The sequence below is a fragment of the Actinomyces sp. SKVG-SVH-4(1) genome (genome assembly GCF_048514265.1).
Taxonomy (GTDB): Bacteria; Actinomycetota; Actinomycetes; order Actinomycetales; family Actinomycetaceae; genus Actinomyces; species Actinomyces oris.
Genome location: NZ_JBGEVE010000003.1, coordinates 229720 through 243873 on the forward strand (window position 1 = coordinate 229720; position 14154 = coordinate 243873).

Consider the following 14154-nt stretch of genomic DNA (forward strand, 5'->3'; position numbering starts at 1 on the left):
CGCCTGTCCAAAGCCCCGGCGGCCCCGGTAAGTGTCGGCGCGTCCCGGGGTGCCTGTGCAATGTGATGGTGGCCGGCGTGCATGAGCGCAATGGCGTCCCCCTTGTGTCCGAGCCCGTCCAGGTCGGCATTTAGGTTGCCTGTCCAAAGCCCCGGTAGCCCCGTAGTTCACCGCGCGAGCATGTGGTCCGTCGCGGGCGCCCCTGGCTCTGGGGAGCGGTCGCTGCGGGCACTTTCCCTGTCCCTGGGGCGTGGTTCTGCGTCTCAGAGTCCTTATCCGGGCGTGCTCGCTGCCGGTTCTAGCCCCTAGCGCGCAGCCGCGCGAGACTCGAGGTCGCCGGCCTCCGGGCCGTCGGACTGCGCTCCTGGAGCCTGGTCGGGCGCCGCCAGCCAGGCGTCCACCTCGGCCAGCCAGGTCTGCTTCGCCGTCGGGGAGGCCAGGCAGGCGCGGATCGAGCCGCGGGCCAGTTCGGCCAGCTCGGCGTCGCCGCAGCCCAGGGTCCGGGCGATCTCGTACTGGTCGACGAGCCGGGACTGGAAGAGCAGGGGGTCATCGGCGCTCAGGGCGATCTGCGCACCGTGGCTCATGAGCCTACGTAGAGGGACGTCGTCGGGGCTGTGATAGACGCCCAGGCTCACGTTGGAGGCGGGGCAGACCTCGAGGCTGATGCCGGAAGCGACGATCGCGTCCAGCAGTGCGGGGTCCTCACCGGCGCGAACCCCGTGGCCCAGGCGTGTGGGGCCGAGGCAGGAGACGACCTCACGCAGGTGGTCGGGCCCTAAGAGCTCCCCTCCGTGCGGCATGGAGGCCAATCCGCCCCGGCGGGCGATGGCGAAGGCCCGCTCCCAGGAGGACGTCTGCCCGGCGCGCTCATCGTTGGACAGGCCGAAGCCGATCACCTCGCCCGGCTGATCCCCGGCGTAGCGTACCGCCAGGCGCGCAAGCGTGCGGGCGTCCAACGGGTGACGCATCCGGGAGGCCGCCACGATGACCGCCACCTCCACCCCGCTCAGAGTCGTGGCCTGCTTGGCGGCATCGAGGATGATCTCCAGGGCCGGGGTGATCCCGCCGACGAAGGGGGCGTAGCTGGTCGGGTCGACCTGGATCTCCAGGCGGCGCGAGCCCTCGGCGGCATCATCCAGAGCGGCCTCCAGGACGATGCGGCGCATGACCTCCTCCGTGCGCACCAGGGCCCGCGCCGTGTCATAGGCGCGCTGGAAGCGGAACCAGCCGCGCCGGTCAGCGGGCACGCGCAGGGGGTCGCCGTCCAGGAAGTTCGAGGGCAGGCGCGTGCGCGCGCTGGAGGCGAGCTCAATGAGGGTCTCCAGGCGCATCGACCCCGTGAAGTGCAGGTGCAGGTGCGCCTTGGGAAGAGTGGCGAGGTCTCGCATGGGTGGATTCTTCCACGCGTTCGCACCCCACCGGCAGCTCTCCCACGCGAGGCAGGAGGCACCGAAGTGTCACGATTGGCGACTTTTCCCGGAGCCACTGACAGCCTGCGAGGGGAGAGGAGGGAGCGGACCAGCGCAGATAGGGGAGAGGTGCCCGGCCACCCCGCCTCAACTCGACCTAAAAGTCGCCAGGAGTGACATCCGGGTGGATTCCGAGCCGGCGCGCCACTGGGGAGACGATCCGCACCGTCTCCCGATCCAGTACCTGGTTGCTGGTGAGGCGCAGCGGAGTATGGCCACGCGCGAGAGCGGCCTGATCGCGTAGGTGGTCGCTGTGCCAGTCCGGGCGGGAGGAGTGGTAGGTGTAGCCGTCCGTCTCGATGAGCAGGGCCGGGCAGGCCGCCGCGGTGAGGACATGGGTGCCCTCCGCAGGCCCGGGAACGATCGCCTGAGGCCTCCGGCTGAGAACCAGGTCCACCTCGCCGACCCCGTCCACCATGACCGCCGCGACGGGGCGGTAGCCGGCCTGCTCCAGGTCGTGGCGGGCGATCGTCTCCAGCAGGGAGCGCGCCCCCGGGCAGGCCTGGGAGAGCAGGGAGCGCAGCGGTGCGTTGCGCGGGCCCGGCAACGCGGATTCCAGCTGAGCGCGGGTCGTGTATCCCAGGCGCAGGGCCGCATCCAGAGCGATGAGGGCATCGAGCTTATCGGCGCAGCGCATGAAGCAGATGAGAGCCTGCTCGACCTGCGCCACCGGTGGTTGAGTGTCCTCGGGCAAGGCCAGTCCCCTGACGCGGTGGACCACGGTGCGGCCGATCGCATTGGGAACGCGGCTTCGCTGTGCCGGGATGGCGACATGGAGAACACCGGATGATGTCCTCAGCGGAATGCCGTAGTGCTTCATCGCGTGTCCACAGCTCACCACGCCTCCCAGTCGGCGGCAGGTGACGACGAAGGTCTTGGCCGACGGAAGGGACACGACGTGACCGGGGTGGGAGGTCAACGCCTTCTCAGACAGCATGCGCGCCACTGTCCTGCGCTCTGACCGGGTGAGGCTCAGTGAGGAGAGCCGGGCTGCGCCGTTCCTGGCCAGTAGCCGGGCGCGCACATCACTCCGACGGACATCATCAAACATATTTAAATCATGTCAAACAGTGCTTAGAGGTAAAAGACATGGGGTGGCGCTGTGGATAACGTCGGGCATCCCTCGGTGTTGTCAGTGCCTTCGTTGTCACGATTGGCGACTTTTCCGCCCGGTACCGACAGCCTGCGACAGGAGGGAACGGCGCTGACCTGCGCAGATAGAGGGCAACGTCCCGGCGCCCCCTCCCCGAGCCGACCTAAAAGTCGCCAGGAGTGACAGATCTGCCGTCCTGCACGTACTCCACGTTGGCCACCCAGTGCACCGCCCCAGGGATGGGTGGGCTTCCGCTGTTGTCGAACACCCGGGCCCGTTTTGGAGGCGAACCACCAGGTGGGTGGGGCAGACTAACTGCTATGAACCACTCGTCGGCGTCCCAGGAGCCCGAGGAGGTGGCCCTGCTGACGGGGCCGCGTGCCGCGTCCGTGCTCTCCGCCGCCCTCGCCCCGGCCGGCCAGCGTCTGGCCAGCTGGGAGGTCCACTCAGTCCACCATCGCCCCGGAGCGGGGGTGTCCGTGGGGTACACGGCCGTTGTCGTCGCGCCCAACGGGCGCTCCACCACCGAGTACCTGTGCGCCACGACGGCTCGCCTGTCCAACCCGCACGCACCGGGACTGACCCGGGTAGCCCCCACCGGCGGGGACGGCCCCGCGGTCCATGTGTGGCGCCACCCGGCCGACCCCGAGCTTCCCGGCCTGGTGGTGGCCTGCACGCCCTCGCTGCTCTCGGCCCGGATCGGCACGCAGGTCAAGGCCACGATGGTCGCCTACCGTCCCACCCGTCGAGCGGTCGTGCGCGCCACCTTCCCGGATGAGACCACCGCCTACGCCAAGGTCCTGCGCCCGAGCCAGGCCCCCTCCTTCGCCCAGCGCCACCGCCTGCTGACGGCCTCAGGCGTGCCCGCTCCCGAGGTTCTGCGGGAGGATCCCGACGGGCTCGTGCTGCTGTCCACAGGTCGGGGAGTGGCCCTCTCCGGTCTGCTGTCCCAGGGCATGAGCGTGTCGCGCAGCGAACGCGTCTTCAACGGCCTCATCTCACTGCTGGACGCCCTGCCGGCCAGTGCCATGCAGCTGCCGGCGCACGCCGCCTGGTCGGAGCGGGCCCGCCACTACGCGCACGCCGCCGCCACGGTCCTGCCCGAGCACGCCGCCCGCGCCCGGGCCGTCGCCGAGGGGGTCGAGCAGCTCATGGCCGCCTCCGATGCTGGTCGGCCGGTCCCGGTCCACGGCGACTTCTACGAGGCCAATGTCCTCATGGAGGGCGAGTCCGTCACCAGTCTGCTCGACGTGGACTCCCTGGGGCCCGGCTACCGGGTTGACGACCTGGCCTGCCTGCTGGGGCATGTCAGCGTGCTGGACCACCTGGCGCCCGCTTCCTACCCGAAGCTGCGTCCCATCCTGGAGACCTGGACCCGCATGGCCGAGCGGCAGGTGGATCCGGTCTCCCTGCGTGCCCGCTGCGCCGGTGTGGTCCTGTCCCTGGTGGCCGGCGCCCGCCGCGAGGACGGCGGTCCGTGGCGCCCCGACGCCGAGGGTCGCCTGGCCCGCGCCGAGACCTGGCTGGCGCAGGGCCGCGAGATCCAGGCCCGCCGCGGCGCCCACTGACAGTCCGCCGGACGCTCGGCTCGAGGCCGTCAGAAGCGGATGAGTGACTTCCTGGAGATGGTGAATCCTCGTCCAGTGATCGTGTTCCAGCAGGTCATCCCCTTGGACTGCGAGGTGCAGGCGTAGTCGGAGAACGTCGTGGTCTCCCCGTACTCGAGCGTGTGGAAGGTGTCCCCGGGCTGTCCCAGGTACTCCTCTCCGCAGCGGACCTCGGTGCGACCGGCGAGCGCCACGATGGAGAACTCCCGGTCGGGGCAGTCCTGCATCCCGGAGGAGGCGTAGCTCCTCTCCAGGATCGAGCAACCGACTCCTTCGTTGGAGAGGACGCAGGAGATGTTCTTCGACGGGGTGTCCACGTACTGGTAGGAGTACGTCGTTGTGGACGTGGGAAGGGCGGGGCCGCTGGGGAGTATCGGCCCGGCGGTGGGAGGTGCGGCCTGCTCTGCTGCAGTACCCGCGCTTGAGGATGGGGCCGCAGTGGCGGCCGAGGCGGATGTCGTATCGGACTGTCGTCCTCGGTTCGCCAGCAGCATGCCGCCGAGGACTCCGGCCGCAGCGACCACGAGGATCAGAACGACAACCAGTGTGGTCATCAGCCCAGCATGAGAGCTGGAACGAGGCGCAGGACGGTTGAGGGGCGGTGCCGTCGAGACTGCTGGGGCGGTGCCGGACGCGGGCGGCGCTGCGGTCCCTGGAGCTGAAGCCGTCGCTGGCGCTGCCGACGAGGCTCCCAGCACCATCGTCTGAGGAGCTGTCTCGACGGGGATCACGGAGTACGTCGAGACGCTGCTGTAGTCCGCGGTTGATGCCGTGGGCAGGCACGCGGTTTCCGCAGTCCTCGGACGGTTCGTGTCTGATGCGTCCGTGGCGTTGGTGGGGGATGCGGGTGAGACGTTGGGGAGATCGTTCGCGCCCATCTGGAGAACCTGCTCGCGCAGCACCGCGGGGATAGCGGGATTGGCGGCGACGACCGGTCGCAGATCGGGAAATGCCTTGGCGAGGTACTCCAGCACCTCGGGCTCAGTACTGGGATCGGCGGCACGACGTTCATCGTCGGGAGTGTGGGCGGGCACGAATCGGATGATAGGTCTCTGAAGGACGCGGAAGGCCCGTCCGCAACCACATTGGTATCAAACGCTGAGCCGGGCAGGTTTTGCGGCGCCCGACAGACTTTCTGTCGGCTTGCGCGAAACCTGCCCGGCTCGGTGAGGAGGCGGAGGGGTGGAGCCTCAGGCGCTACTCGACCTCGGCCAGCAGCTTCTGGACCCGGCCCACGCCCTCGACCAGGTCGTCGTCGCCCAGCGCGTAGGACAGCCGCACGAAGCCCGAGGGGCCGAAGGCCTCACCGGGAACGATGGCGACCTCGGCGTGCTCGAGGATGAGCGCGGCCAGTGTGGCCGAGCTGTCGATCGTGGTGCCGCGCAGCGTACGCCCCACGAGGCCTTCGATGCTGGGGTAGGCGTAGAAGGCGCCGCGGGGCACGGGCACGGTCAGCCCCTCGATCTGCGAGAGCATCTCCACCATGGTGCGCCGGCGCCGGTCGAAGGCGGTGCGCATCTGCTCGACGGCGGTCAGGTCGCCGCTGACGGCCGCCAGCGCCGCGCGCTGCGAGACGTTGGCGACGTTGGAGGTCAGGTGCGACTGGAAGTTGGTGGCGGCCTTGATGACGTCGCTGGGGGCGATCATCCAGCCCACGCGCCATCCGGTCATGGCATAGGTCTTGGCCACGCCGTTGAGGACGATCGTCTGCTCAGCCAGCTCGGGAACCAGCTTGACGACGTGTGCGGTCTGGGCGCCGTCGTAGAGGAGGTGCTCGTAGATCTCATCGGTGATGACCCAGATCCCGTGCTCCAGGGCCCACTGGCCGATGGCGGTGAGCTCCTCGGGCGTGTAGACCGAGCCGGTCGGGTTCGACGGCGAGCACAGCAGCAGCACCTTGGTGCGCTCGGTGCGGGCGGCCTCGAGCTGGTCGACGCTGACCTTGTAGTCCTGGTCGGCCCCGGCGAAGACCTCGACCGTGGTCCCCCCGGCCAGGGCGACGGCCTCAGGGTAGGTGGTCCAGTAGGGCGCGGGCAGCAGGACCTCGTCGCCGGGGTCGACGAGTGCGGCGAAGGCCTGGAAGACGGCCTGCTTACCGCCGTTGGTGACCAGGATGTCGTCGGGGGAGACCTCGTAGCCGGAGTCGCGCAGCGTCTTGGCGGCGATGGCCTCGCGCAGGACCGGCAGGCCCTTGGCGGGGGAGTACTTGTGGTTGGCCGGGTCCTTCGCGGCGGCGACGGCGGCCTCAACGATGTAGTCGGGGGTGGGGAAGTCGGGCTCCCCGGCGCCGAAGCCGATGACGGGGCGGCCGGCGGCCTTGAGGGCCTTGGCCTTGGCGTCGACGGCCAGGGTGGCGGAGGGGGCGATGGCGGACAGTCGGGCGGAAACGCGGTGCGTGGGTGCAGGTGTCACCCGACCATGGTCCCACGGCCGGCGACATCCGTGCGTCTGAAACACGTCGGATCTGCCGGTGACGACACCGGGGAGCCTCCGCGACGCCTCCGGGAGCTCCCGGAGCTCCTCCTGGGTCGCAGCATGGTGGCCACGCCCCGGCCGGCCCTGGCGTGGCGCACCCCACGGCCTGCGGTTACCGCAAAGGCTTCCTCGTATGGCAGACTAGAGCACCGCTGAAGGGCAGTGGCGCAATTGGTAGCGCACCGGTCTCCAAAACCGGCGGTTGTGGGTTCGAGTCCCGCCTGCCCTGCTGAGAACGGCGGATCTGTCGGGAGATCCCGTCGGTTTCGTCTTTCTCCCCGCTGTGCGGGAACTGACCTGACCGTCGACCCTGAGGACCCAGATTTATGAGCGAGAGCGCACGCGCCGCGACAGGCAAGTCGGCCACCAAGCGCGGCTTCTTCGGGCGCATCGCCCTGTTCATCCGCCAGGTCATTGACGAGCTGCGCAAAGTCGTCTGGCCCACCATGAACGAGCTGTGGACCTACTTCACGGTAGTGGTCGTCTTCATCATCGCCATCATGGCCTTCACCGGGGTACTGGACTTCGCCTTCAACCGGGCCGTCATGTGGCTCTTCGCCTGACCTCCCGGCTTCTGCGGCCGTACCCTCATCGGGGATGCGCGGTTGCGCCCCTGACCACGTCTACTCCCGACGCCGCTGCTGCTCGCGCGGCCCGTCGCATCCGCTCGTCTCACGCCACTGGAAAGCAGGTACACCATGTCTGAGGACGTCTCCTCGCAGACCAACCCCGACGACGTCGAGGCCCTGACCTCGCTCGCGACCGACGACGCCGGTGACACCGTCGAGCCGGTTGAGGCCGCCCAGGCCGATGTGACCGACGAGGTGGCTCAGGCGCAGCCCGAGACCGCCGCCGAGCCTGCCGCGCCGGCCGAGGAGGCGCCCGTCGTCGACCCGCTGGCCGAGTTCCGCCGCCAGATGTCGGCTCTGCCGGGGCAGTGGTACGTGCTGCACACCTACTCCGGCTACGAGCGCCGCGTGGCCGCCGACATCATGGCCCGCGCCGAGAACTTCGAGGTCGAGGACTACATCTTCGACGCCACCGTCCCCATGGAGACGGTCATCGAGATCAAGAACGGCAACAAGAAGAAGGAAGTCTCCCGGGTGCGCATCCCCGGCTACGTGTTCGTGCGCATGGACCTGGATGACCCGGAGACCTCGGACAAGGTGTGGCGCACCATCAAGGACACCCCGGCTGTCACCGGCTTCGTGGGGGACCGCTACAACCCGGTGCCGCTGACCTTCGAGGAGGCCGTCGCCCAGCTCGGCCCCACGCCCGAGGAGATCGCCGCCAAGGAGGCCGCCGCTGCGGAGGTCACGGCCCCCGAGTCCGGCTCCGGCACCCAGATCGCCACCGGCGGACAGGTCTTCGAGGTCGCCTTCGAGGTCGGCGAGTCCGTCATCGTCACCGACGGCCCCTTCGAATCCCTCCCGGCCACGATCGCCGAGATCCTTCCCGAGACTCAGAAGCTCCAGGTGCTCATCTCCCTGTTCGGCCGTGACACCCCCGCCGAGCTTTCCTTCAACCAGGTTGCCAAGATCTGAGGCGGACCTGAGGACAGGCCCCGTCAGCCGTTGTGGCCCGACGACGCTGTTTCGCGTCGTCGGGCCACAACCGCCTGAGCTGCGCCAGCGGCCACGACTCAAGAGCCGTGAATCACAGGCAGATCTCCTGTGATACCGCGCACCGGGCTCCCTGCGCGGCCCGGCAGCGGGCTACGATGAGCGCTTGTGCGTGCGCATGCACCCACGGCTGCACGGCAGGCGTGCAGCACATCCGGACAAGTAAGAAGGACCCATTCCTATGGCCCCCAAGAAGAAGGTCGCCGGGCTGATCAAGCTCCAGATCCAGGCCGGCCAGGCCAACCCCGCTCCGCCGATCGGCCCCGCCCTGGGTGCCCACGGCGTCAACATCATGGAGTTCTGCAAGGCGTACAACGCGGCGACCGAGTCGCAGCGCGGCAACGTCATCCCCGTGGAGATCACCGTCTACGAGGACCGCTCCTTCACCTTCATCACGAAGACCCCGCCGGCCGCCGAGCTCATCAAGAAGGCCGCGGGCGTCCCCAAGGGATCCGCCACCCCCCACACCGTGAAGGTGGCATCCCTGACCCAGGCTCAGGTGCGTGAGATCGCCGAATCCAAGATGCCCGACCTCAACGCCAACGACATCGAGGCCGCTGCCAAGATCATCGCCGGCACCGCCCGCTCCATGGGCATCACCGTCGAGGCCTGAGGCACTCGCCGGCCCGCCGGCTCTCTCAACTCAATCCCCATACGAAACCGTGGAAGGGCCTCGCGCGGCCCGAACACCACGACTGCAAGGAGAAGCAGATGACCAAGCGCTCCAAGGCCTACCGCGCCGCGGCTGAGAAGATCCAGTCCGGAGTCCTCTACACCCCGGCCGAGGCCGTTCACCTGGCCAAGTCCACCTCGATCACCAAGTTCGACGCCACCGTGGACGTCGTCTTCCGCCTGGGGGTCGACCCCCGCAAGGCGGACCAGATGGTCCGCGGCACCGTGTCCCTGCCGCACGGTACCGGTAAGACCGCCCGCGTCGTCGTCTTCGCCCAGGGTGAGCGCGCCGAGCAGGCCCTCGCCGCCGGCGCGGACGAGGTCGGTGGCGACGAGCTCATCGAGAAGGTCGCCAAGGGCTACACGGACTTCGACGCCGCCGTGGCCACCCCGGACCTCATGGGCAAGGTCGGCCGCCTGGGCCGCGTCCTGGGCCCCCGTGGCCTCATGCCCAACCCCCGCACCGGCACCGTGACGATGGACGTGGCCAAGGCCGTCTCCGACATCAAGGGCGGCCGTATCGAGTTCCGCGTGGACCGCGCCTCCAACCTCCACTTCATCATCGGTAAGGCCTCCTTCACCGAGGAGCAGCTGACGGAGAACTTCCAGGCCGCCCTGGAGGAGGTCCTGCGCCTCAAGCCCTCGACCTCGAAGGGCCGCTACATTCTCAAGGCCACCATGACCACCACCATGGGCCCCGGCATCCCGATGGATGTCACCAAGGCCTGAGGCTCTTTCCTTCACGACGGCGTCGGCCGCTTCCTCATGCAGGAGGCGGCCGACGCCATTCTTCGCCTGCGGGGGTGTGCCAGTCCCCAGGGCCTGCCTGGGGACAGCACGAGCCCTCCACGGGGGCATCTGCCCATGGTCCGAGGGGTGCCGGGCTGGCTACGGTGAAGCCGTCGGTGGAGCACCGGATGAGGGAGTGGAGAAGCCGGTTGTCCCCGTCCTTGTCTCTCCCTCTCGCAAGGACGGGGACAACCTCTCTCTCGCCTTGAAGGAGGCCCGGACAGGTCTCAGCGTCGGAACCGGCTACCTCGCGGAGTTCGCAGTGCAGTGGAATTCGATTGAGTTAGCCTGGTGTCATTTTCGACGTCGAATGGTCCATCCTATAATAGTTCCGAACAATGAGGTCAGGAGTCCGAGCGCTATGACTTCGGAAACATATAGTTCGCGGTTGGGGATGCCGTAGGGGATTAGGAAAGTCGATCCGATGCACAGAAGTGACGGGGTGGGGAAAGAAAATGCGCAGCACGTTACGAATCTCTTGGCCCACCAACGAGGGATGAGGAAGGTGCTGAAGAGTGCGGTGCTCGAAGGTACCATAAGTGCCAGAATGCCGGCACCACTCACTCCTATGGATTTTATGATGGAATCGTGTAGGGTTGAAAGGCCTAGGCATGACAAGAGGAAGTATCCGGCACTCAGTGTCCAGGTCAGCAATAAAGCGGGATATGGACTTCGTTTCTGTGGTGTGCTGTGAGTGTCAATCATGGTTAATCTCGATTCCGGCCGCAAACGTCTTCAAAAGTTCTTCTGTGATTCCAAGGCCCGTCAATCCAACGATCGCAAGTTCCGGTTGTCCGTAAAGTCACGACGTCGCATAGCATCCTCTCTGTTGTGTGCGCTCCGCTGAGGTGCGGTCTCCAGTTCGTGGACAACCTCGCCTCCCTTGCATTGTCAGCTGTTCTTGACGGGGATGTCGGTGAGGCGGTAGGCGAAGTCGGAGAGTTGCTTCATGGGCGTCGTGTGGTCGACGGTGATGGTGTCGCCGCCGGGGTCGGGCCAGACGACGCAGATAGTGGTGGTTCCGGCCTTGATGAACGGGGTGAGTGCGAGCTCGGTGAGGGGGACGTGGGTCTTGAACTCGGCGTCGAGGTAGTCGGCGGGGTAGATGCGCTCGCCTCCGGCCAGAAGGGTCAACCCGTCGGCGGAGAAGCCGGTAGTCTCGCCGCTCGCATCCTCTCCTCGGACGTTGGACAGAAAGACCTCCTTGTCCTTGAACCAGTGGAAGAGGCCTGTGGTGGAGTTGTTCTTGGTGCTGAGGGTGGTGTGGAGCTGCCCGAGGAGGTAGCCGCCGGAGCGGGTGACGTGGTCCAGGGTGATGGTGAGTTCTCCGTTACCACTGTCATTCTTGACGGTGACGCCTTCAGCGCCCTTAGCGACGGCGCCCTTGGTCTCGGGCAAGGAACCGGTTCCAGCGGGAGGGGCAGTGTTCTTGGGGGTGGTGCCGCTGGTGGGGGTCAGGGTGATCTCGACGCGTCGGTTGGCGGCCCGGGCTTCGTCGGTGGTGCCCTTGATCTTGGGCTCGGACTCGCCCTTGCCGGACACACTGGTCTGCCACTTGTCCAGACTGGTGAGCTGCTCGAGGCGGGTCTTGACAGTGTTGGCCCGCTTCTCGGAGAGGGTCTGGTTGTAGGCGTCGTCCTGGACGTCGTCGGTATGTCCCACGATGGTGAGCGTCCCTCCCTCGGGGTGCTGGCCGAGTTTGCCGGCCACAGTCTGGAGCTGCGCCTCGGCGGCGGGGGCCAGGTCGGCGGAGTCGGAGGCGAAGGTGACGTCGCTGGCCAGGGTGACGGTGATGTCCTTGCTCCCCGTGTGGGTGTTGCTGGAGTCATCCAGAGCCCTGGAGTAGCGCTCGATGGTGACTGGGGCCTCCAGTGCCTGTTTGGGCTTGGCCTTGTCTCGGGAGTAGCCGATGGTGGCGACACTGTCGAAGGCCTTGTCCATTGCTGCAAGGTCGACGCCGGAGGCGCCAGGGGCGTCCTTGTCCACGACGTCGACGGTGACGAAGCCGGCCTGGGGGACGAAGACGGTGACCTGCTTGGCATCCACAGCCCCGAAGAGAACGAAGCAGCTGGTGGACTCGCCCGGCTTGAGTGCCAGCTTGTTGTAGTTGTCCTTGACCTTGTTCTCCACACCGGTGGTGGCCACCCACACCCGGTTGTTGGGCAGGTCCAGCAGGCGCACCCCGGTCGCACCCCAGTCAAAGGTCCTGATGTGAATGGGGCGTCCCAGTGGGCTAGTTGCCTCGAAGGTGTTGTTTCCGGGATCATGCGAGGAGTCTGCGATGTCCTTGACTGCGGGGTCGTCCTTGGCTCGTGTCAGTCTCAGGGCCAGGACGGTGGTCTTCTCGTCGCGGCGCACCAGTGGTGAGACCTGGATCCCCAGGTGGTGACCCATGACGTGAGCGTCGAGTTCCTGCCATCCCTGCGGCGCGGCCGATGCTGTGGGTGCGGCTGTCCCCGGTGTTTTGACTGCCGACGGCGAGGCCGATGCCGATGCTGATGTCGAGGCCGCTGAGGTAGAGCCGGCCTGATGCTTCGACTGCCAGGGCAGCTTGCACCCGGCCAGCATCGGCAACCCGACACCGGTCAGAATTGCTCCGGAGAGAAATACGCGACGACGCATGGCGCGGGTCCTTTCAGTTGTTCTTGATGGGGATGTCGGTGAGGCGGTAGGCGGTGTCTGGGATGGAGTACTTGTCTTTGGCGTGGTCGAGGGTGATGGTGTCGCCGCCGGGGTCGGGCCAGACGACACAGATGGTGGTGGTGCCGGTCTTGAGGTGGTCGCTGAGGTGTAGCTCGGTCAGGGGGAGGTGCTGCTTGTTGTAGGCGTCGTTGTAGTCGGCGGGGAAGACGCGTTCGCCGTTGCTGAGGAGGGTCAGGCCGTCGCTGGCGAACTGGGTTACGAAGGCGCTGCCGTCTTCGTCGCGCTGGTTGCTCAGTGCCGTCTGGGGGTCCTGGAGCAGGGGGTGGAGTTGTGCACCGGTGGATCCGTCCTTGACGGTGCAGGTGATGGTGCCCAGGAGGTAGCCGCCGGAGCGGGTGACCTGGTCGAGGGTGATGGTGACCTCTCCGCTGGTGTCACCGCTCTTGGGGGTGAGGGTGACGCCTTCGGCTCCCTTGGCGACGGGGCCCTGGGGGTCGGGCAGCTTACCGCTGCTGGGGTTATGGGCTGTGCTGCTGCTGGGGGTGGCAGTACTGCTGCCCTTGGGGGTGGTGCCGCCGGTGGGGGTCAGAGTGATCTCGACGCGTCGGTTGGCGGCTCGGGCCTGGTCGGTGGTGTCCTTGATCTTGGGCTGGCTCTCGCCCTTGCCGGACACGCTGGTCTTCCACTTGTCGAGCTTGGTGAGTTGCGCGAGGCGGGTCTTGACGGCGTTGGCTCGTTTCTCGGACAGGGTCTGGTTGTAGGCGTCGTCCTGGACGTCGTCGGTGTGTCCCACGATGGTGAGTGTGCCGCCGTCGGGGTGCTGGTTCAGCTGGCCGGCCACGGTCTTCAGCTGGGCCTCGGCGCCCGAGGCCAGGTCGGCGGAGTCGGAGGCGAAGGTGACGTCGCTGGCCAGGGTGACAGTGATGTCCTTGCCTCCGGCGTGGGTGCTGGTGGAGTCGTCCAGAGAGCGTGTGTAGCGCTCGATGGCGACGGGGTCAGCGAGCTCGGGGGCAGCGCGCGGGTACTTGTCGATGTCGGTTTGGGCTGTGCTCAGGTCCATCTTGGCCTTCTTGGCCTTGTCGGCGTCCAGGACGGAGACGGTGGTGAAGCCGGCCATGGGGACCATGACGGTGACGGTGTCGGTGTCGACCTTGCCGAAGGACAGGTAGGAGATGATCTCCTCGCCGGGGGTGAGCTCCAGCATTCCGCCGCTGCCGTCGACGGCGCTCCACACGCGCCCGGAGCCGGTGTCGAGGAGCTTGACCAGGTCGGCGCCGGCGCCAGGCCGAAAGATGGTTGGAGCCCCTACGTAGCTTGAGAGGATGACCTCGTTCTTGTTGTCGCTGAAGGGATGGGCGTTGACGGCGTCGATGGAGGCGTCGTCGGATGCGCGGGTGAGCTTCAGGGCGATGATCGAGGTCTTGTCGTCCTGGCGGATGACGGGGGAGACCTCCACGGTCACCTTGTGGCCCATGACGTGGCCGTCGAGCTTCTGCCACTCGGTGCTCCCCGCCTGAGCCGGAGCACTGGCCGAGGCTGTGGCTGACCCGCCGGCGGTGGAGCCTGACGGAGAGGCCGCCCCTTCCTTGCCCCTCGATGTCCCCGGCAGGTCACACCCGGTCAGCACCGGTACACCCACACCCACCAGGGCCGAGAGAGCCACGAAAGACCGACGAGACGGTGCCGAAGGAACACGAGAAGAACCAGGCAAGATGGGCGACACAAGAACTCCTTCATGGGTCCGCCGGAATTTCTCAAAGACAGAGCGTAATCGTAACGTA

Annotated in this window: 11 protein-coding genes and 1 tRNA gene; 6 read left to right on the forward strand and 6 right to left on the reverse strand. The window is 67.3% G+C overall.

The genetic code is table 11. The features are described from left to right. Positions 1 to 305 precede the first annotated feature (305 nt). Positions 306 to 1391 carry an adenosine deaminase gene (locus AB7V09_RS04355; RefSeq protein WP_075414863.1) on the reverse strand — a complete coding sequence of 362 codons (1086 nt, stop codon included), beginning with the start codon at positions 1389 to 1391 and terminating at the stop codon, positions 306 to 308. A gap of 178 nt (positions 1392 to 1569) precedes the next feature. Then, a complete protein-coding gene (locus AB7V09_RS04360; protein ID WP_419143044.1) occupies positions 1570 to 2409 on the reverse strand; it encodes a hypothetical protein in 840 nt (279 codons plus the stop codon). Between the two features lie 476 nt (positions 2410 to 2885). On the opposite strand from AB7V09_RS04360, the gene AB7V09_RS04365 reads away from it, so the two are divergent. Next, positions 2886 to 4133, forward strand: a complete 1248-nt coding sequence (locus tag AB7V09_RS04365; protein WP_003789258.1) for a phosphotransferase — start codon at positions 2886 to 2888, stop codon at positions 4131 to 4133. Between the two features lie 29 nt (positions 4134 to 4162). On the opposite strand, the gene AB7V09_RS04370 is transcribed toward AB7V09_RS04365, so the two are convergent. Both AB7V09_RS04370 and AB7V09_RS04375 read right to left on the reverse strand, forming a co-directional pair. Continuing rightward, complete coding sequence (locus tag AB7V09_RS04370) at positions 4163 to 5206, reverse strand: serine/arginine repetitive matrix protein 1 (RefSeq protein ID WP_419143045.1); 1044 nt, start codon at positions 5204 to 5206, stop codon at positions 4163 to 4165. A 163-nt stretch (positions 5207 to 5369) separates the two neighbouring features. Continuing rightward, positions 5370 to 6584 carry a pyridoxal phosphate-dependent aminotransferase gene (locus AB7V09_RS04375; protein ID WP_101559512.1) on the reverse strand — a complete coding sequence of 405 codons (1215 nt, stop codon included), beginning with the start codon at positions 6582 to 6584 and terminating at the stop codon, positions 5370 to 5372. 219 nt (positions 6585 to 6803) lie between these two features. Here AB7V09_RS04375 and AB7V09_RS04380 point away from each other — a divergent pair. The 5 genes from AB7V09_RS04380 (at position 6804) to rplA (ending at position 9670) form a co-directional block, all read left to right on the forward strand. After that, positions 6804 to 6876, forward strand: a tRNA-Trp gene (locus AB7V09_RS04380). Between the two features lie 97 nt (positions 6877 to 6973). After that, a complete protein-coding gene (secE, locus tag AB7V09_RS04385) occupies positions 6974 to 7210 on the forward strand; it encodes a preprotein translocase subunit SecE (protein ID WP_003789264.1) in 237 nt (78 codons plus the stop codon). A 135-nt stretch (positions 7211 to 7345) separates the two neighbouring features. Then, positions 7346 to 8191 carry a transcription termination/antitermination protein NusG gene (gene nusG / locus AB7V09_RS04390; protein ID WP_419143046.1) on the forward strand — a complete coding sequence of 282 codons (846 nt, stop codon included), beginning with the start codon at positions 7346 to 7348 and terminating at the stop codon, positions 8189 to 8191. 259 nt (positions 8192 to 8450) lie between these two features. Then, positions 8451 to 8882, forward strand: coding sequence for a 50S ribosomal protein L11 (gene rplK, locus AB7V09_RS04395; RefSeq protein WP_003789267.1), 432 nt, complete (start codon positions 8451 to 8453; stop codon positions 8880 to 8882). 98 nt (positions 8883 to 8980) lie between these two features. Further along, on the forward strand, positions 8981 to 9670 hold the full coding sequence (gene rplA, locus AB7V09_RS04400; RefSeq protein ID WP_009405977.1) for a 50S ribosomal protein L1: 690 nt from the start codon (positions 8981 to 8983) through the stop codon (positions 9668 to 9670). A gap of 951 nt (positions 9671 to 10621) precedes the next feature. Here rplA and AB7V09_RS04405 read toward each other — a convergent pair. Together AB7V09_RS04405 and AB7V09_RS04410 are read right to left on the reverse strand one after the other, a co-directional pair. Then, entirely contained in the window at positions 10622 to 12124 is a 1503-nt protein-coding gene (locus tag AB7V09_RS04405) for an OmpA family protein (RefSeq protein WP_043537562.1), read from the reverse strand. Between the two features lie 241 nt (positions 12125 to 12365). After that, positions 12366 to 14036, reverse strand: a complete 1671-nt coding sequence (locus AB7V09_RS04410) for an OmpA family protein (protein ID WP_419143047.1) — start codon at positions 14034 to 14036, stop codon at positions 12366 to 12368. Between the last annotated feature and the right edge of the window lie 118 nt (positions 14037 to 14154).

What these genes read in the sequence shown, in the direction of transcription:
- rplK (WP_003789267.1), top strand. Translation starts at nt 8,451, where the DNA reads ATGGCCCCCAAGAAGAAGGTCGCCGGGCTGATCAAGCTCCAGATCCAG.
- AB7V09_RS04355 (WP_075414863.1), bottom strand. Translation starts at nt 1,391, where the DNA reads ATGCGAGACCTCGCCACTCTTCCCAAGGCGCACCTGCACCTGCACTTC.
- AB7V09_RS04405 (WP_043537562.1), bottom strand. Translation starts at nt 12,124, where the DNA reads ATGGGTCACCACCTGGGGATCCAGGTCTCACCACTGGTGCGCCGCGAC.
- nusG (WP_419143046.1), top strand. Translation starts at nt 7,346, where the DNA reads ATGTCTGAGGACGTCTCCTCGCAGACCAACCCCGACGACGTCGAGGCC.
- AB7V09_RS04365 (WP_003789258.1), top strand. Translation starts at nt 2,886, where the DNA reads ATGAACCACTCGTCGGCGTCCCAGGAGCCCGAGGAGGTGGCCCTGCTG.
- secE (WP_003789264.1), top strand. Translation starts at nt 6,974, where the DNA reads ATGAGCGAGAGCGCACGCGCCGCGACAGGCAAGTCGGCCACCAAGCGC.
- rplA (WP_009405977.1), top strand. Translation starts at nt 8,981, where the DNA reads ATGACCAAGCGCTCCAAGGCCTACCGCGCCGCGGCTGAGAAGATCCAG.
- AB7V09_RS04360 (WP_419143044.1), bottom strand. Translation starts at nt 2,409, where the DNA reads ATGCTGTCTGAGAAGGCGTTGACCTCCCACCCCGGTCACGTCGTGTCC.